This window comes from Collinsella sp. OM06-18AC, from assembly GCF_003438785.1.
Taxonomy (GTDB): domain Bacteria; phylum Actinomycetota; class Coriobacteriia; order Coriobacteriales; family Coriobacteriaceae; genus Collinsella.
Window position 1 is genome coordinate 40159 of record NZ_QSTX01000013.1, and the last position, 18841, is coordinate 58999.

The window sequence follows — 18841 nt, forward strand, 5'->3', positions numbered from 1 at the left end:
CCGAATCTCGTTCCATCCCAACTCGTCGGATTTTTCACCGAGCTGGTCTATTTCTTCTGGTACCATGGTCAAACTTTACTGTAGCAAAGCGTGACGTGGGCTTTTGTACCCCGTCAGCGGAAATGGGGGTTTCATGGCACAGGAAGCAACCGCCAACGAGCAAAAGAAATTCAAGGTCCCGCGCATCCCGGGCGACATCATGATCTATCCGATGATCGTCGGTCTTTTGCTCAACACCTTCTGCCCGCAGGTTTTTGAGATCGGCGGCTTCTTTACGGCTGCCTGCCGCGGTGGCTCCAATACCATCGTCGCCGCGATCCTGCTGTTTGTGGGCGCCGGCATCAGCTTTAAGTCCACGCCGGGTGCCATCAAGACCGGTATCGTCGTGCTGATCCCCAAGCTGGTCGTCGCAGCGGCTCTCGGCCTGGGCGTGGCATATTTCTTTAACGACAACTTCCTGGGTCTGAGCTCCGTGTCTATCATCGGCGGCATCACGTTTTGCAACATGGCGCTCTATACGGGCATCATGGGCGAGTTCGGCGATGAGTCCGAGCAGGGCGCCGTCGGCATCCTGTTCTTTACGGCTGGCCCCGCCGTCACGATGATCATCCTCGGTGTTTCCGGCCTCGCCAACATTCCAATTGCCACCATTTTCGGCTCCATCTTGCCACTCGTTATTGGCATGGTTCTGGGCAACCTGTTCCCGTTTATCAAGAACCTGCTGGTTCCCGGTGCCAATCCCGCGATTGCCGTCATCGGATTTCAGCTCGGTGCGTCCATGAGCCTGTCGAGCTTTATCACCGGCGGTATTTCCGGCATCTTGCTGGGCCTTGTCACGCTGTTTGTCGTCGGTCCCATCACCTTTGCGTTCGAGCGTCTGTGCGGCGGCAATGGCAAGGCCGCTGTGGCTTGCTCCACCATTGCCGGCACGGCTATGACCACACCGGTTGCCCTCGCCGAGGTCGCACCGCGCTACGCCGAGCTTGCGCCCATCGCGTACGCTCAGATCGCCACCGCCGTTATCATCACGGCGATCATGGCTCCGATTCTGACTGGCTGGGTCGACAAGAAGTTCTGCCAAGGCAAGGAGGATCTGTCGCCTGTCGGTGTCGAGGCCATAGAGGAGGCCGTCGCGACTGACATCGATGGCGAGTAGCAATCGATACCCATCAATGATGCCGGCGTGTGCAATTCGCGCCGTATGGGCGCCCGAACAGAAACTGTTTTGCAGTGATGTTCGGGCGCTCTGCTATTATCCCCTTTACCCCTGTGGAGTAAAGGGGTGTTTATTGCCCTGATTCGAATTGGGCGATTCTGACCACTTGGGTATTGAAGGGATGGCGCTAGTGGTTAAGGCACTCAAGATTGAGATATTCGTGCTATGCATGATTGTTCTTATCGGGCTTGCCGTGCGAAGTCGTCGCTCCTTGTTCTCGAGCACCCAGCAGCTATTGTTTAGCATGCTTGGCTACACCTCTGCCGCGTACATATTATTCGATATGATCTGGACGCTTTCGGACGGTGTGGACGGCACGTTGGGCATTGCTGCCAACTGGATTTCCAACGCGGTTTCGTTTTCGCTCTTTGCTATCGCGTGTCTCATTTGGTTTATCTATTCCGAGACGGTGCAGGGTTCTCGCCTTTTGACCTCGCGCTATAGGGTGGTGCTTGTAGCGTTGCCTACGGCTCTGGTGGTCGTGCTGGCGTTTACCAGTTACTGGACGCACGCCCTGTTCTATATCGATTCGCAGGGCGTGTATCGTCGCGGCTTTGCCTATATGATCCAGCCCATCGTCAGCTACTGTTACGTTATACATACGTCCCTGCATGCATTTGTGCAATCTCGCAGGGTCGAGAGCCTGCAGACGAAGGCCATCTATCGAACCTTGGCATTTTTCGCCATTCCGGCCCTGGTGGGCGGTACCTTTCAGGTCGTATACTCGGTGCCCGGCCTTTGTGTCGGCATAATGATTAGCATGTTGCTGCTCTACATCATCTACCAGGAGCAGCTCATCTCGACCGACCCGTTGACTGGACTTAACAATCGCAACCGTTTTGAGACCTATATGCTGTCGCTCTTCTCAAATGTGGATCAGGCCGAAGATGTATATCTGCTTATGATGGACGCTGACGGCTTTAAGCAGATTAACGATCGCTATGGGCATGTGGAGGGCGACCACGCTCTTCAGGTCATATCCGCTGCGCTCAAAGAAGTCTGCTCGGCGTCTGGCGGCTTTATCGCACGTTATGGTGGCGATGAGTTCGTGGTGCTCCAAAAGGCAGTGGCGGAACAGGATATCATGCATCTGTGCGCGACAATCAACGATGAGCTCGCGCGCGCCGAGGTTCCGTATCTGTTGCGGATGTCCATCGGCTACGCACGGGTCGGTGATGGCGTCGATACCTGGCAAGACTTGCTTCGTGCTGCCGACGCGGAGCTCTACCGCGTAAAGCGCGAGAAGAAGAAAGCCGGCGCCCAGATACGCTAGAAAAAGGGCGCACGCTGGCGGGCGTGGCGGCCCTCGGCTCTCCGATGTACTCCATTAAGCTAAAGCATGTGAACCCCCTCTGCTAAATAGGGGTAGTTCGTTAGACCTTTTTGGGCCTGTTGACGATGATGATGCCGCCGCAGACCAACAGCAGGGCAACAAGTACGGTAACAGGGCTCGTGCCAGCGCCCTCGCCGAGCAGCAGAGCGCTCAACAGTACGCCAAAGACCGGGTTCATAAAGCCAAAGACCGAAACGCGGCTGACGGGGTTGACAGCGAGCAGGCGGGACCACAGCGAGTACGCAACGGCGGAAATGAGTGCCATATACACGATAAGCGCGATAGCGGGGGCGATGTTGGTGGGGGATAGCGCACCGCCCATCAAAACTCCGATGGCGGTAAGGATCAGGCCACCGACTAAAAACTGCCAGCCGGCAAGCAAGACGCCGTCGTGCTTGCGCGAGAAGATGCCGATCAGGCAGGTCGAAAGAGCACCCGCGACAGTGGAGGCTAGGATAAAGCCCTCGCCATCGAGCCTGAAGCCAAAGGTGCCATCTGCGCCCGAGAGGTTGACGAGCGCGACGCCGGCAAAGCCCAGCGCACAGCCAAGCACCTTGGCCGTATTGAGCTTCTCGGTGTGAAATGCCAGGGCGGCAAAGAGGATTGCGAGGAAGTTGGCGCTGGCCTCGATGATGGAGCTCGACATGGCGCTGGCGCGCGAGAGGCCCAGATAGAAAAAGAAGTACTGCCCGATAGTCTGGAAGAGCGACAAGACAAAGATGGGCTTGATGTCGCGAGCCTGCGGAATGAGGGGGCGGCGTTGGGCCGCACTCATCCCAACGATAACCAGGGCGCCGGCAAGCGTGAAGCGCAAGCCCGCAAAGAGCAGCTGCGAGGCGCTATCGTGCGCCGGGATACCAAAGAGTGCGTAGCCGATCTTGATGCAGGGAAAGGCCGATCCCCAGAGTGCACAGCAAACAAGACAGCTCAGGATGAGTCCGGGCAGGGTGGCGAGATACGGCTTGCGGCTTTCCATGATGTCCTTCCTGCATGCGCGAAGCAAAAAAGAACCCGCCACCGGATGTGTCGGTGGCGGGTGTTGTTACCCGAGGGGATTGTACCCGATGGGAAAGGTTTAAGCGAAGTAGGCCACGCCGCTCTCAAAGATCGGCATGAACTTATCGCCGGGGACATGCTCGGGCACGTTGCGGTACAGGTTGTCGCCGCGACGCTCGGCATGGCCCATCTTGCCCAGGACGCGGCCGTCGGGGCTCGTGATGCCCTCGATGGCAAGTGCGGAGCCGTTGGGGTTGATGGAAAGGTCCATGCTCGGCTTGCCGTCCTCGCCCACGTACTGCGTGGCGACCTGGCCGTTGGCGATCAGCTGGGCGAGCACCTCGTCGTTGGCGACAAAGCGGCCCTCGCCGTGGCTGATGGCGACGGTGTAGGGGTCGTCGAGGCTGCACTGCGACAGCCACGGGGACAGGTTGGACGAGATGCGGGTGCGCACCAGGCGGCTCTGATGGCGACCGATGGTGTTGAACGTCAGCGTGGGCGCATCGGGCGTGGCGTCGACGATGTCGCCGTAGGGCACCAGGCCGAGCTTGACCAGAGCCTGGAAGCCGTTGCAGATGCCCAGCATCAGGCCGTCGCGGGCCTTGAGCAGGTCGCGGACTGCCTCGGTGACCTCGGGAGCGCGGAAGAACGCCGTGATGAACTTGGCGGAGCCATCGGGCTCGTCGCCGCCCGAGAAGCCACCGGGGATCATGACGATCTGGCTTGCACGGATGCGGCGGGCGAGCTCGTGGGTGCTCTCGGCGACGGCCTCGGGCGTGAGGTTGTTGATCACGAAGGTGTCGGCCTCGGCACCGGCGGCACGGAAGGCGCGGGCGCTGTCGTACTCGCAGTTGTTGCCGGGGAACACGGGGATGATTACGCGCGGGCGGGCGATCTTGGCGCCGCCGTACACGTGGATATCCTTGGCGCGGAAGTCGATGGTCTCGACCTCGGCGGTCTCGCCGGTGCTGCGGTAGGCGAAGACGCCCTCGATGCCGCTCTCCCAGGCCTCCTGGAGCTCAGCGAGCTCGATGACTTCGGAGCCGGTGTCGATGACATAGCCCTCGACGGTGGTACCCAGGGGCTCGACGACAACGCCGTCGGCGACCTCGGGCAGCTCGGCGTCCTCGGCGAGCTCGACGATAAAGCTGCCGTAGAGCGGGGTGAAGAGGCTCTCCACGTCCACGTCCTCGGCAAGCTCGATGCCGATCTGGTTGCCGACGCACATCTTAAAGAGGCTCTCGGCGCCGCAGCCGTAGCCGGGCGTGGAGACGGCCAGGGCGTCGCCGTTGGCGGTGAGCGCCTCGACGGCGTCAAACGCGGCGAGCAGCTGCTGAGCGTCGGGGCGGTAGTCCTCACCATAGGTGGCGGGGGCGATGCGCACGACGCGATGCGTCAGACCCTTGAACTCGGGCGAGACGGCACGGGCGGCCTTGCCCACGGCCACAGCGAAGCTGATCAGGGTCGGCGGAACGTTGAGCTCACCGGCCTCGTCCTCAAACGAGCCGCTCATAGAGTCCTTGCCGCCGATGGCACCGGCACCCAGATCGACCTGGGCCATAAGGGCGCCCAGGACGGCTGCCATGGGCTTGCCCCAGCGCTCGGCCTCGGTGCGCAGACGCTCGAAGTACTCCTGGAAGGAGAGATAGGCACGCTTGTGCTCAAAGCCGGCAGCCACGAGCTTGGCGATGGACTCAACCACGGACAGGTAGGCGCCCGCAAACTGGTCGGCCTCCATCAGGTAGGGGTTGAAGCCCCATGCCATAGCGCTCGCCGTGGTGGTCTCGCCGTCCACGGGGAACTTGGCAACCATGGCCGAGCTCGGGGTGAGCTGCGTCTTGCCGCCAAAGGGCATGAGCACGGTTGCGGCACCGATGGTGGAGTCGAAGCGCTCGGACAGGCCCTTGTTGGAGGCGACGTTGAGGTCAGTGACAAGCGAGGTCATGCGCTCGGCAAGCGTGGTGCCGGCCCAGCTGGGCTGCCACACGCTGCGGGCACAGACGTGGGCGACCTGGTGCTTGGGCGCGCCGTTGGAGTTGAGGAACTCACGGGACAGGTCGACGATGGCGACACCGTTCCAGGCCATGCGCATGCGCGGCTCGGCGGTAACCTCGGCGATAACGGTCGCCTCGAGGTTCTCCTCGGCGGCGTAGCCCATGAACTCCTCGACGTCACCGTCGGCGACGGCGCAGGCCATGCGCTCCTGGGACTCGGAAATGGCGAGCTCGGTGCCGTCCAGGCCGTCGTACTTCTTGGTCACGGTGTCCAGGTCGACATACAGGCCGTCGGCAAGCTCGCCCACGGCGACCGAGGCGCCGCCGGCGCCAAAGTCGTTGCAGCGCTTGATCAGGCGGCAGGCGTCGCCGCGGCGGAAGAGGCGCTGCAGCTTGCGCTCGACCGGGGCGTTGCCCTTCTGGACCTCGGCGCCCGAGGTCTCGATGGACTCGGTGTTCTGGGTCTTGGAGGAGCCGGTGGCGCCGCCGATGCCGTCACGGCCGGTGCGGCCGCCCAGCAGGATGATCTTGTCAGTGGGGGCGGGGCACTCGCGACGCACGTGGTTTGCCGGGGTAGCGCCCACGACGGCGCCGACCTCCATGCGCTTGGCAACGTAGCCGGGGTGATAGAGCTCGTTGACCTGGCCGGTGGCAAGGCCGATCTGGTTGCCGTAGCTGGAGTAGCCGGCGGCAGCGGTGGTTACGAGCTTGCGCTGCGGCAGCTTGCCCTCGAGCGTCTCGGACACGGGGACGGTGGGGTCGCCGGCGCCGGTGACACGCATGGCCTGGTACACGTAGCTGCGGCCCGACAGCGGGTCGCGGATGGCACCGCCCACGCAGGTGGCGGCACCGCCGAAGGGCTCGATCTCGGTCGGGTGGTTGTGGGTCTCGTTCTTAAAGAGGAACAGCCAGTCCTGGTCCTCGCCGTCGACATCGACCTTCACCTTGACGGTGCAGGCGTTAATCTCCTCGGACTCGTCGACATCGGTCATGACGCCGGTCTTCTTGAGGTACTTGGCGCCGATGGTGCCCATGTCCATGAGGCAGACGGGCTTGGTGTCGCGACCGAGTTCGTGGCGCATCTCCATGTAGCGGTCGAAGGCCTGCTGCACCACGGCGTCGTCGATTGTCACGTCGTCCAGGACGGTGCCGAAGGTGGTGTGGCGGCAGTGATCGGACCAGTAGGTGTCGATCACGCGGATCTCGGTGATGGTGGGGTCGCGATCCTCATCGCGGAAGTACTGCTGGCAGAAGGCGATGTCCGCCTCGTCCATGGCAAGACCGCGCTCGGAAATAAAGGCGGCAAGGCCTGCCTCGTCAAGCTCGCGGAAGCCGTCGAGCACCTCGACGGGTTGGGGCTCGGGGGTTTCCACATGTAGCGTCTCGGGCAGGTCGAGCGAGGCGATGCGCGCCTCGACGGGGTTCACCACGTAGTGCTTGATGGCCTCGATGGCGGCTTCGTCCAGAGCGCCCGAGATCATATAGACCTTGGCGGAGCGCACGGCGGGGCGCTCGCCCTGGCTGATGAGTTGCACGCACTCGCTGGCGGAGTCGGCACGCTGGTCAAACTGGCCAGGCAGGAATTCGACGGCAAAGACGGCGCCATCGCTTGCGGGGAGCTCGTCGTAGGTCACATCGACCTGGGGCTCGCTAAAGACGGTCGGCACGCAGGAGCGGAAAAGCTCCTCGTCGATGCCCTCGACGTCGTAGCGGTTGATGATCCTCAGGGCCTCGATGCCCTTGATGCCGAGAATCTCGGTCAGCTCGCCCTTGAGCTGCTGAGCCTCGACGTCGAACCCGGGTTTCTTCTCCACGTAGATACGAGAGACCATTGGTTCCTGCCTTCCTGATCGGTTGGGCGTACGGTACGGTATGCGGCAGCGGTCGGTTTGCGGGGTCTGCCCTGCGGTCGCCTTGAGCCACATGTTTGTAAACCTCACTATGATACGACAGCTCACGGCACGTTGAGGACGGCGAGGGTGCTACAGTGAAGCGCAAACAAGAGAAAGGCATCACATGGCATTCGTTTCACTCGCCATCATTGCACTCGTGGCCTTTGCGAGTCCTTTTATCGCCTCGGCGATTCCTGGAAAACCCGTTCCCGAAACGGTCTTTTTGCTCGTGTTCGGCGCGGTGCTGGGCCCACATATGCTCGGCGTTATCCATGTAGATGCCGAGGTCTCGCTCGTGTCAGAGCTTGGTCTGGCATTTTTGTTCCTGCTTGCAGGCTTTGAGATCGATCCCAAGAACATCACGGGCGTCGAGGGGCGCTACGGTATGGCCACGTGGGTTGTCACATTTTGTATCGCCTGGCTTGCCGTGCGCTTTACCCCGTGGTTCTCGGTCAGCCATTTCGACGGTATCGCCGTGACGCTCGCCTTGACCTCGACGGCGCTTGGAGCGCTCATGCCCATCTTGCGCGAGCGGTCGCTTGCTGGGACGCGCGTTGGCGATTCGATTCTTGCCTATGGTACGTGGGGCGAGCTTGGTCCCGTGCTCGCCATGTCGGTACTGCTATCTGCCCGCACGGGCATCGAGACGCTGCTGATCTTGGGTCTGTTTGCCGTGGTATGCGTGCTGCTTGCCGTGGTCCCCAGCCGCTCCAAGCGTATCGGCAGCCGCTTCTTTGCCTTTATTCAGGAGCGCGCCGACACCACATCGCAAACGTTCGTGCGCTTGACGGTGCTCATCCTGGTCACGCTCGTGGCGTTTTCCGCCATTTTTAGCCTCGATATCGTGTTGGGCGCTTTTGCCGCGGGCTTTGTCCTGCGCTATATCATTCCCGAGGGCAACCATACGCTCGAGCTTAAACTCGATGGCCTTGCCTATGGCTTTTTGATCCCGGTGTTCTTTACCGTGTCGGGTGCCAAGATTGACCTGACGGCTGTAGCATCGCGCCCTGGCCTGCTCGTGGGCTTTATCGTGGCGTTGCTGGTTATCCGCGCCGTGCCCATTGTCGTCTCCATGAGCATCTGCCCTAAGACGCGTGATGTTTCTGCGTATGGTCGCATCACCGTGGCGCTCTACTGCACCACGGCGCTGCCGATTATCGTCGCCGTGACGAGCGTTGCCGTCAACGCCGGCGCATTATCGCAGGACGTCGCTTCGGTCATGGTGGCAGCCGGCGCCATTACGGTGTTCCTGATGCCGCTGCTTGCGCAGCTCTTCTACCGCGTGGTCGATGCCGCGCCGGTCGCCGCCGTGGCGGAGGTTGCCGAGCATCCTGCCGACGCGCTCAATATCCTGCGTGCCCATCATGACCTCGCGAGCCTGCTCGCACGTGAACATGAGCTGCTGACCTCGCATGGTCACGGTCGCGTATTCGAAGGCCTGCCTACGCTCGATACGATTGCCGAGCGTCTTTCTGCCCAGGCCGCGAGCGGACACATCGATGCCCGCATCGTGGACGCGGCGCATCTTCTTGCCGAGAAGACCTATGGCGACGAGATCGACCCGTCCGAGCTTACCCCGCGCGAGCGCCGCCGCCTGGAGCGCGCCAAGCTCGCCGTGCATGAGTACCGCCGCCGCATGTTGGAGCTTTATGCGCGCGAAGAAGCCGACGAGGACGACGGCAAATAGCCGACGCTGGTGCGGAGGTGGCATTTCCGTTTGAGGGCGGACACGAAACGGGACGCAGTTTCCCTTCAACCAAAAAAAGACGCGCTGTCCGCGGTTGATGCGGGCAGCGCGTCTTTTTTGGTTGAGCTATGTTGAGGCTGGGGGCCGAAGCTCGTGATCCCCTAGGAGCGGGCGGCTCCGTCGACGGGGAGCACCGCGCCCGTGACGTAGGCGGACATGTCGCTCGCCAGGAAGACAAAGGCGTTGGCGACATCCTCGGGCTCGCCCATGCGGCCGAGCGGAATGGTGGCGATGATGGGCTTGATGACCTCTTCGGGCAGGTTGGCGACCATATCGGTCTTGGTCACGCCGGGGGCGACGGCGTTGACGCGAATGCCCATGGGGGCAAGCTCGCGCGAGAGCGACTGGACCATGCCGTTGACGGCAAACTTGGACGTGGGGTAGCCGACACCGGAGGGCTGACCGTACTTGGCGACCATCGAGCTCGTGGTGGTGATGGTGCCGCCGTGGCCAGCCTCGGTCATGATCTTGGCGGCAGCCTGGTGACCATTAAAGACGGCGACGACGTTGAGGTCCATGACCTTTGCAAACTCCTCGGCCGTGTAGTCCAAAAGGGGAGAGCGCTGGGAGATGCCGGCATTGTTGACGACGGTGTCCAAGCCGCCCATATCGTCGGCAGCCGCGGCGAAGGCCTCGGTTACGGCTTCGAGTGAGGTGAGGTCGCAGGAGCGGCCCCAAACCTTGGCCTCGGGATAAGCGGTCGTCAGTTTCTCAACGGCAGCGTCGGCAGTCTCCTGGCGCGAGCCAAAGACGGTGACGGCAGCACCTTCCTCGATAAAACGGCAGGCGATGGCATAGCCGATACCGCGCGTGCCTCCGGTGATGATTGCTTTCTTGCCCTCGAGCAACATGGTGTTTCCTCTCTTTGCGGGCGGATATACGCAGCACAGCATAGCGGCGGTCATAATCGGTTTCGGTTACACGTCGGCGAACGGTACCCCCGGCTGTCAGGAGCGGCCAAGTCGTTCAAATGCGGATTGCGCCAATACGCCCCGTGTGCGCAAGCAAAGGGGCTCTCGTCCACTGCTGGACGAGAGCCCCTCACGCAATATGCCGTAAAGCGAAGACCGAATTAGTTGGCCATGACGCCTTCGGTCCAAGCCTCGACGTCCTCGATGCGCAGGACGTTGGCGACCTCGGCCACGCAGTCGACGCTGGCAAGCTCGGCGGCGGCAGCCTGGACGTCCTTCTCGAGCGCGCGGTGCGTCAGGAAGATGACCGAGCAGGCATCGCTGACGCCCGACTTGCCGTCCTCGACCTGGTTGATGAGCGAGATCGAGATGTTGTGCTTGGCAAAGATGTCGACCGTCTCGGACAGGGCGCCCACGCGGTCGGCGACCTTCAGGCGCACATAGTACTTGGTCTGGAGCTCGTCCATGGGCTTAAAGGCGAGGTTGTGACCATAGGGCTCAATCTCGGGCAGCGGAGCCACGCCGCGACTGATCTGCTCGGAGAGCGACAGGATATCGCCCACGACGGCACTCGCGGTGGGGAAGGAGCCTGCGCCGGCACCGTAGAACATGGTTTCGCCCACGGCGTCGCCTACCACGTAGACAGCGTTCATGGCGCCGTTGACCTTGGCGAGCATATGGTCTGCCGGGATGAGCGTGGGATGCACGCGGACGTCGACGCCGGCGTCGGTGTTGCGTGCGATGCCCAGCAGCTTAATGGTGTAGCCGAGCTCGCGGGCCTGGGCGATGTCCTCGGCGCCGATGGTACGGATACCCTGCTGGTACACATCGTCGGTGGTAACGCGGGTGCCAAAGCCGATGGAGGCGAGGATCGCCGTCTTGCTGGCGGCGTCGAAGCCGTCGACGTCGGCGGACGGGTCGGCCTCGGCATAGCCCTTGGCCTGCGCGTCGGCAAGCACGTCGGCGTAATCGGCGCCCTCGGCGTCCATGCGCGACAGGATATAGTTGGTGGTACCGTTGAGAATGCCGGCGATGGTCAGGATCTTGTTACCCACCAGGTCGTGCTCGAGTGTGCTGACAATGGGGATGCCGCCACCGCAGCTGGCCTCGCACTTAATCTGCACGCCGCACGCACGCGCCTTCTCGGCAAGCGTCTCGACATGGCGGCCCAGCAGGGCCTTGTTGGCAGAGACGACGTGCTTGCCGTGCTCAAAGGCGGTGGTGAAGATCTCGGTCGCGGGGTGCTCGCCGCCGATGAGTTCGACGACGATATCGACGGCTGGGTCGGTGACGACGTCATGCCAGTCACTCGTAAAGGCCTCGCGCTCAATACCGGCTGCCTTGGCCTGCTCCCAGGCAAGCGCGCAGGCGCGGGTCAGCTTAAGGTCGATGCCGTAGGCTGCCAGGTACTCATCGTGGTGGCTCTTGATCAGACGGGCCACGCCGCCGCCGACGGTTCCCAGACCGATCAGACCGACGTTCACGGTGCGCAGGGATTCGCTCATAGATAGCTCCTTCGTGCATCTTATGGATGGATTAACCGCTTAAAGGTTGAGTGCATTCTAGCGTGAACCGGGGGCGCGTGCTCGCCAGGCAACAGGAGCCGCACAAAACGGCACCCCCGAAACGCTGCGGAAATATTGGAAACACGCTCGCTACAAACGAACTCCCGTAACAAACTGTCAACGTTTGCGCCATAAGGTTTGCCCTGTACCGCAAGATGGACGCGTCGCGGCCAGCGAAAAAAGGGGGGACACCATGTTTATTGAGAGTGGGAACGCTTGTAACAGAATGGAAACATTACTTTTACATAATAAAGTGGCATTACTGCATAAAGTAGTAGGAATACGCAGAACTATGGATAAATGAACAAATCCAAAGAAAAGTTAAAATAATCGCCACTTTTCCTAACTAAAGCGTCTACTATTTTGCGAACGCCGAACACGGCGAAGGATGGCCTGTCGGGTAACCAAAACCCGACGAGATTTGAGAGGAGAGCCGCATGTCGAGCCTCACCGGTAAGTCATTGAACCCTGTAATGAATCGCAGGAGCGTTATCGCGAGCGCAGCAGGTCTGGGGGCGATGTCCATTCTAGCTGGCTGCTCCTCCAACGGCAGCGACAGTGGCTCCGCTTCGGGCGACGCTTCGTTTAAGATCGGCACCATCGGCCCGCTGACCGGCGCCGCCGCGTCCTACGGCAAGTCCGTTACCCAGGGCGTCGAGCTTGGCTGCAAGGATTTCTCGACCAAGGAGCTGCCGCTTGCCAGCAAGGCTGAGGACGATCAGGCCGACGGCGAGAAGGCCGTTAACGCCTTCAACACCCTGCTCGACTGGGGCATGCAGGCCCTCGTCGGCCCGACCACCACGGGTGCGTCGGTGGCCGTTGCCGCCGAGTGCGGTAACGACCCCAAGACGTTCATGATCACCCCGTCCGCGTCCTCCGAGGACGTCACCGACGGCAAGGATTGCGTCTTCCAGGTTTGCTTTACCGACCCCAACCAGGGCGTCAACGCTGCCAAGTTCCTGGCGCAGAAGTATGCGGACGAGAAGTTCGTGCTGTTCTATAACTCCGGCGACGCCTATTCTTCGGGTATTGCGGATTCCTTTAAGGCCCAGGCAGCTAAGTCTAAGCTCGAGATTGTCGACGAGGAGACCTTTAAGGACGACTCTGCCACGAGTTTTACCAACCAGCTGACCAAGGCCAAGCAGGCCGGTGCCACCATGATCTTCGCGCCGATCTACTACACGCCCGCATCCGTCCTGCTCAAGAACGCCAAGGACATGGGCTATGACGTCAAGATGATGGGTTGCGACGGCATGGACGGTATCCTGGGCGTGGAGGGCTTCGACACCTCTCTTGCCGAGGGCCTGCTGCTCATGACCCCGTTCTCCGCCGACGACGAGAAGAACGCCGACTTCGTCAACGCTTACAAGGATAAGTACGGCGATACCCCCGACCAGTTTGCCGCCGACGCCTACGACGGCGTGCACGCGGTGGCCGAGGCCCTCAAGGAGGCCGGTCTTGGTGTCGACGCCGACCCGACCGAGGTCGCCGAGAAGCTGCCCAAGGCTATGCTCAAGATTACCGTTGAGGGCCTGACCGGCAAGCTCAGCTGGAACGACAAGGGCCAGGTCCAGAAGGACCCGACTGCGTACGTTATCACCGACGGCAAGTACGTACAGGCCTAGTTGGCCGCCTTACATAGAGCGGTTTTTATCCCAAGCAGGGGAGGTTTTGGCCTTCCCTGCTTGCTTGGTATCTAGGGGCAACGTAACGTCCCTGTTTCATACATCAACTGGAAACCTATTCGAAAGGGGGATGTGGAACATGACGGTCTTTATCCAATACCTGGTCAACGGCCTGTCCATGGGCAGCGTCTACGCCATCATCGCGTTGGGCTACACCATGGTCTACGGTATCGCCAAGATGCTGAACTTTGCTCACGGCGACGTCATCATGGTCGGTGCCTATGTCTCGTTCTGCGCCACGTCGTATCTCGGACTCCCGGGTTGGGCATCTGTAATTCTCTCTTGCGCGGTCTGCACGGTTCTCGGTGTCCTCATTGAGGGCCTGGCCTATAAGCCGCTGCGCCAGGCGGGGCCGCTGGCCGTCCTGATCACGGCCATCGGTGTGTCCTACTTCCTGCAGAATGCCGCGCAGCTCCTGTGGGGCGCCACGCCCAAGAACTTTACTTCGCTCGTTACCTTCCCGGTGCCGGAGTTCTTGGCCAAGTACAACGTGAGCGCCGTATCGCTCGTTACCATCGTCGCCTGCCTGGTAATCATGGCCGGTCTGGTGTTCTTTACGGGTAAGACCAAGATGGGCAAGGCCATGCGTGCCGTGTCCGAGGACAAAGCCGCCGCTCAGCTCATGGGCATCAACGTCAACCGTACCATCTCGATGACGTTTGCCATCGGCTCTGCCCTTGCTGCTATCGCCGGCGTGCTGCTGTGCTCCTACTCGCCGGTGCTGCAGCCCACGACGGGTGCCATGCCTGGCATCAAGGCCTTCGACGCCGCCGTCTTCGGCGGTATCGGCTCCATCCCCGGCGCCTTTGTCGGTGGCATTCTCATCGGCATCATCGAAGCGATGGCGCAGGCTTATATTTCCACGAGCCTTGCCAACTCCATCGTCTTTGGTGTTCTGATCATCGTCCTGCTCGTCAAGCCTGCCGGCCTCTTGGGCAAGTACGTCCCCGAGAAGGTGTAGGTGAGCGTTATGAAGTTTCTTAAAGACAAGCAGACGCGTCACGACTTTGCCACGTACGCCATGTGCATCGCGGCATTTGCCATCGTGTTCTTTATGCAGTCCAACCATATGATCCCGCGCATGATTGCCGGCCAGTTGGTTCCCATTACGGCCTACATCGTCATGGCCATCTCGCTCAACCTCGTCGTCGGCATCGCGGGCGACTTGTCGCTGGGCCATGCGGGCTTTATGAGCGTCGGTGCCTACACGGGCATCGTCACCGCGGTCGCCCTCGAGAGCGCCGTTCCTTCCGATCCGGTGCGCCTGATCATCAGCATCGTGGTCGGCGCCATCGCTGCTGCCATCCTGGGCTTCTTGATCGGTATCCCGGTCCTGCGCCTGAGCGGCGACTATCTGGCCATCGTGACCCTGGCTTTTGGCGAGATCATCAAAGAGATCGTCACCTGCCTCATTGTGGGCGTCGACTCTCGCGGCCTGCACGTGATCTTTAACATCACGGGCAACTCCACGATCGACGACCTGCACCTGCTCGAGGACGGCACCGCCATCATCAAGGGCGCGCAGGGCGCATCGGGCGTGTCGACCTATTCGACCTTCCTCGCCGGTGCCATCCTGGTCATGGTCGCGCTCGTGATTGTACTCAACCTGGTTCGCAGCCGTACCGGTCGTGCCATCATGGCCGTGCGCGACAACAAGATCGCTGCCGAGTCCGTGGGCATCTCTGTCACCCAGTACCGCATGATCGCCTTCGTGGTTTCCGCTGCCCTCGCCGGTGCTGCCGGAGCCCTGTTCGGCGGTAACTTCTCACAGCTTTCCGCCACTAAGTTCGACTTCAACACGTCCATCCTCATTCTGGTGTTCGTGGTCCTGGGCGGCCTGGGCAACATGCGCGGTTCAGTCATCGCGGCGGCGCTGCTCACAGTGCTTCCCGAGCTGCTCCGTCAGTTCTCGGACTACCGCATGCTCATCTACGCCATCGTGCTGATCCTGGTCATGATCTTTACCAACAACCCGCAGCTCAAGGCGTTCTTCGGTCGCGTCAAGGACCGCTTTGCTCCCAAGAAGGAGGTGGCAGCCGATGCCCAGTAAATTTGAGTTCAACAAGGGCAAGATGGTCCCGTACCCTTCTGGCGCCATCGTTCCCGATCGCGACCTGGGCCAGCGCCCGGCACTCGAGTGCATCCACCTGGGCATTGAGTTCGGCGGCCTCAAGGCGGTCGACGACTTTAGCCTGACTATCGGCAAGACCGAGATCGCCGGTCTGATCGGTCCCAACGGTGCCGGTAAGACCACGGTCTTCAACCTGCTCACCAAGGTATACCAGCCCACGCACGGCACCATCCTGCTTGACGGCGAGGACACCTCGGGCAAGTCGGTCTATCAGGTCAACCGTATGGGCATCGCCCGTACCTTCCAGAACATCCGTCTGTTCAACACCATGACGGTGGAGGATAACGTTAAGGTCGGCCTGCACAACCAAGAGCGCTACTCCGGTTTTGAGGGCGTGCTGCGCCTGCCGACGTACTGGAAGCACGAGAAGGCCGCCCACGAGCGCGCCATGGAGCTGCTGTCCATTTTTGACATGGAGCATCTGGCAAATGAACAGGCCGGCTCGCTGCCTTATGGCGCTCAGCGTCGTCTGGAGATTGTCCGCGCGCTTGCCACCAACCCCAAGCTACTGCTGCTCGACGAGCCTGCCGCCGGCATGAACCCGTCCGAGACCGCGGAGCTCATGGAGAACATCGTCAAGATCCGCGACACCTTTGGCATCGCTATCATGCTTATCGAGCATGATATGTCGCTCGTTATGAACATCTGCGAGGGCATCTGCGTGCTTAACTTTGGCAAGGTCATCGCCAAGGGTACGGCCGAAGAGATCCAGAACAACGATGCCGTTATCGAGGCATATCTGGGCAAGCAGGATAAGGGGGAGAACTAAATGGCAGAGCCGATGCTTTCCGTCTACAACATCAACGTCTGGTACGGCGCCATCCACGCCATCAAGGACATCTCCTTTAACGTTAACGAGGGCGAGATCGTGGCTCTGATCGGCGCGAACGGCGCTGGCAAGTCCACAACGCTCAAGACCGTCTCGGGCCTGCTGCGCTCCAAGACCGGCTCCATCAAGTTTATGGGCGAGGACATTACCCATACGCCCGCTGATAAGCTGGTTGGTAAGGGACTGGCTCAGGTTCCCGAGGGACGTCGCGCCTTTTTGCAGATGACGGTTGAGGAGAACCTGGAGATGGGCGCCTATACGCAGCCCAAGTCCACGGTGGCTCCGGGCCTTGAGCGCGTCTACGAGCAGTTCCCGCGCCTGAAGGAGCGCCGTCGCCAGGTCGCCGGCACCCTTTCGGGCGGCGAGCAGCAGATGCTCGTTATGGGCCGCGCCCTTATGAGCAACCCCAAGCTGCTCATGCTCGACGAGCCTTCCATGGGCTTGGCACCGATTCTGATTGAGCAGATCTTCCAGATTGTCGAGGATCTGCACAAGGCCGGCACCACGGTGCTTCTGGTCGAGCAAAACGCACAGATGGCTCTTTCCATCGCCACGCGCGGCTACGTGCTCGAGACCGGCAAGATCACCATGACCGGCACCGGCCAAGAGCTCCTGCACGACGACAACGTCCGCAAGGCTTACCTGGGCGGCTAGGGACTTCCGCCGTTCTGCCGAACGGCGGACCGGCCGACGCTGCGCGGGCGCCCTGATCGACGTGCCGAAGCTCCTCACCCTTGGGGCTATGCCGCGGTACGAGGCCAGGTGGTCATGGTCCGGGAACCTCGCGATGTCGAATGACACCGCGAGGTTCGCCGCCGTCCTCGGCGGCCTCGACCCCCGAGTGGGCGATCCCCACGCGCTAACGCCTGCAAACAAGGGGATTGCCAAGACGCCGCCGGGCACCTCCGTCATAGACGTGGAAGTGCGGCCGCGCTGAAGCACTGCGCGGTGTCTGCTCGCTTATGTGCGCATCACGAAGGAAGACCAGATCGGTGAGCGGGATTGGCCCGAAGTCGAGAGATTCCCATCAGCCTCTCGTCGGTCGATGACCGGTTCACCACGCAGGAAGAGCGTGACGGAAGGTCTCGCAAAAAGGCTCCGAGCGCGGCGTGCTCATGCCCGTCGTGGTGCGCCCGAAGGGGGGACGGCTGCTACGAGCTCGATCATTTGCGAGGAGAAGACGAACCAGTCGTTGCAGATCCAATATGGATCTCGCCGACCTCGGCAAGCTGCTCGATGAGTGGAAGCCCTGTCGGGTCGTCTATTTCAACACCACCCAGAATGATGGTGTCATCGCGCAGGTCGATCTGCGTGTTGAGCACAGCGAGGTTAAAGCCGGAGGCCACAAATCCGATAGCAGCCAGGACGAGCCCCGTGGCAACAAGCCCACTCGCTACGGCAAGGTAAATCCTTTTTACGCTGGACATGTTTGCACTCCTTCCTATGCCGTGAGCGGCGCCGCTTCGGCGCCCATGCGGCTCTTATTGCCTCGATCTTTCCAGAAGGGCGAAACGGCTTTCTTCGCCCAAAGGGCAGAGAGGCGCGCGATCTGCTTGGACGCCGTCCAGGCGCCGGCTCCCGTGAGGAGCGCCACACCGATGGAAGCGAATCCCATTCCCATCGAGGCCAAAACGTACGGAACATGCCCGATAATGATGCCGTCCACGGCGAACAGGAGCCCTACCAGGCCCGCGCCCCCGAATGCCGCGGCCACGATCCACACGCAGAGCGCAAGAACCCAAATACAGATGTAGACTGCAGCGGCAACGGCGACGAACGCGAGCAGCAGCGGAATCCATACCGGAGAGCCCACGATGGCGAGCGCCCATAGAAGTGCCGTGCTCTTGCGCTTGGTCCTCGCGATCGCGCGCGGCACGGCGGGCAGTTCGTCGAGCGTTGCCTCGGCGACCTCACCGGGCGTGCCCATGGCGGCCACAGCCTCGGCCTCCGTCATGCCGTCCTCCATACGGTCGGCGATGGCCTCCGCGTAGAACTCCTGCGTTTCCTTTACCTGATCTGCCGGCAGGCAGGCCAGAAGCTCGCCCAGCCGGTTCAAGAACTCATTGCGCGTCATGGTGCGCCCCCTCCACGTAACGGTAGATCTCCTGCACGGATGGCCATTCGGCGAGGAACTCGGCGATACGCTCGCGCCCGGCGTCCGTGATGCGGTAGTACCTCCGCAGCCGCCCGTTGTGCTCGGCGGAGCGCGCGGTGATGCAGCCCGCCTTCTCCAGGCGCTTGAGCAACGGATAGAGCGTGGATTCCATGAGCCCCATACTCGCGGGCACGTCCTTCACGATCTGATAGCCGTAGGATTCCTCGCCCGAGACGGCCGCGAGCACGCAGGCCTCGAGGAAGCCGCGCTTCATCTGTGCCTCCATCCGCACACCTCCTTTCGTAGTATACTGTGTAACACATACTATATGACACATAGTATATGATGTCAACAGTTGTCGTATAGGGAGTCCGGTCTGTCTGTCCCCTGCGGGTACTCATTGGGTGTTCCTATAGTTTTGTCAACCGTCGGGGCTACTCCCGGTAG

Annotated in this window: 15 protein-coding genes; 8 read left to right on the top strand and 7 right to left on the bottom strand. The window is 61.4% G+C overall.

Going from position 1 to position 18841, the window contains the following annotated elements:
- Nucleotides 1-133 precede the first annotated feature (133 nt).
- Complete coding sequence (locus DXB86_RS08380; RefSeq protein ID WP_117736802.1) at nt 134-1156, top strand: 2-keto-3-deoxygluconate permease; 1023 nt, start codon at nt 134-136, stop codon at nt 1154-1156.
- 190 nt (nt 1157-1346) lie between these two features.
- On the top strand, nt 1347-2489 hold the full coding sequence (locus DXB86_RS08385; protein ID WP_158555308.1) for a diguanylate cyclase: 1143 nt from the start codon (nt 1347-1349) through the stop codon (nt 2487-2489).
- Between the two features lie 100 nt (nt 2490-2589).
- On the opposite strand, the gene DXB86_RS08390 is transcribed toward DXB86_RS08385, so the two are convergent.
- Together DXB86_RS08390 and DXB86_RS08395 are read right to left on the bottom strand one after the other, a co-directional pair.
- Entirely contained in the window at nt 2590-3525 is a 936-nt protein-coding gene (locus tag DXB86_RS08390) for a DMT family transporter (protein WP_117736804.1), read from the bottom strand.
- 99 nt (nt 3526-3624) lie between these two features.
- Nucleotides 3625-7371 carry a phosphoribosylformylglycinamidine synthase gene (locus DXB86_RS08395; protein WP_117736805.1) on the bottom strand — a complete coding sequence of 1249 codons (3747 nt, stop codon included), beginning with the start codon at nt 7369-7371 and terminating at the stop codon, nt 3625-3627.
- Between the two features lie 184 nt (nt 7372-7555).
- Between DXB86_RS08395 and DXB86_RS08400 the strand changes: the two genes are divergently transcribed.
- Nucleotides 7556-9118: a cation:proton antiporter gene (locus tag DXB86_RS08400; RefSeq protein WP_117736806.1), complete on the top strand. Its 1563-nt coding sequence runs from the start codon at nt 7556-7558 to the stop codon at nt 9116-9118.
- A 161-nt stretch (nt 9119-9279) separates the two neighbouring features.
- On the opposite strand, the gene DXB86_RS08405 is transcribed toward DXB86_RS08400, so the two are convergent.
- Entirely contained in the window at nt 9280-10029 is a 750-nt protein-coding gene (locus tag DXB86_RS08405; RefSeq protein ID WP_117736807.1) for an SDR family NAD(P)-dependent oxidoreductase, read from the bottom strand.
- A 221-nt stretch (nt 10030-10250) separates the two neighbouring features.
- Nucleotides 10251-11594, bottom strand: a complete 1344-nt coding sequence (locus DXB86_RS08410; RefSeq protein WP_117736808.1) for a homoserine dehydrogenase — start codon at nt 11592-11594, stop codon at nt 10251-10253.
- A 497-nt stretch (nt 11595-12091) separates the two neighbouring features.
- On the opposite strand from DXB86_RS08410, the gene DXB86_RS08415 reads away from it, so the two are divergent.
- The 5 genes from DXB86_RS08415 to DXB86_RS08435 all read left to right on the top strand — a co-directional run bounded on the left by DXB86_RS08415 (nt 12092) and on the right by DXB86_RS08435 (nt 16953).
- Nucleotides 12092-13279: an ABC transporter substrate-binding protein gene (locus DXB86_RS08415; RefSeq protein WP_117736809.1), complete on the top strand. Its 1188-nt coding sequence runs from the start codon at nt 12092-12094 to the stop codon at nt 13277-13279.
- 139 nt (nt 13280-13418) lie between these two features.
- Nucleotides 13419-14300 carry a branched-chain amino acid ABC transporter permease gene (locus DXB86_RS08420; RefSeq protein ID WP_117736810.1) on the top strand — a complete coding sequence of 294 codons (882 nt, stop codon included), beginning with the start codon at nt 13419-13421 and terminating at the stop codon, nt 14298-14300.
- Nucleotides 14301-14309: 9 nt separating this feature from the next.
- Nucleotides 14310-15389, top strand: a complete 1080-nt coding sequence (locus tag DXB86_RS08425; RefSeq protein ID WP_117736811.1) for a branched-chain amino acid ABC transporter permease — start codon at nt 14310-14312, stop codon at nt 15387-15389.
- Nucleotides 15379-16239, top strand: a complete 861-nt coding sequence (locus tag DXB86_RS08430; protein WP_089573307.1) for an ABC transporter ATP-binding protein — start codon at nt 15379-15381, stop codon at nt 16237-16239. Before DXB86_RS08425 ends, DXB86_RS08430 begins: the two co-directional genes overlap by 11 nt.
- 12 nt (nt 16240-16251) lie before the next feature.
- The gene (locus DXB86_RS08435; RefSeq protein WP_035137222.1) at nt 16252-16953 is read left to right on the top strand and encodes an ABC transporter ATP-binding protein; all 702 of its coding nucleotides are present in this window, start codon (nt 16252-16254) and stop codon (nt 16951-16953) included.
- Between the two features lie 509 nt (nt 16954-17462).
- On the opposite strand, the gene DXB86_RS08445 is transcribed toward DXB86_RS08435, so the two are convergent.
- The 3 genes from DXB86_RS08445 to DXB86_RS08455 are packed head-to-tail and all read right to left on the bottom strand — an operon-like array spanning nt 17463 to nt 18680.
- Nucleotides 17463-17726, bottom strand: coding sequence for a hypothetical protein (locus DXB86_RS08445; protein WP_117736812.1), 264 nt, complete (start codon nt 17724-17726; stop codon nt 17463-17465).
- 14 nt (nt 17727-17740) lie between these two features.
- A complete protein-coding gene (locus tag DXB86_RS08450; RefSeq protein ID WP_117736813.1) occupies nt 17741-18373 on the bottom strand; it encodes a DUF1700 domain-containing protein in 633 nt (210 codons plus the stop codon).
- Entirely contained in the window at nt 18360-18680 is a 321-nt protein-coding gene (locus DXB86_RS08455; RefSeq protein WP_199411026.1) for a PadR family transcriptional regulator, read from the bottom strand. The genes DXB86_RS08450 and DXB86_RS08455 overlap by 14 nt, the downstream gene beginning before the upstream one ends.
- Between the last annotated feature and the right edge of the window lie 161 nt (nt 18681-18841).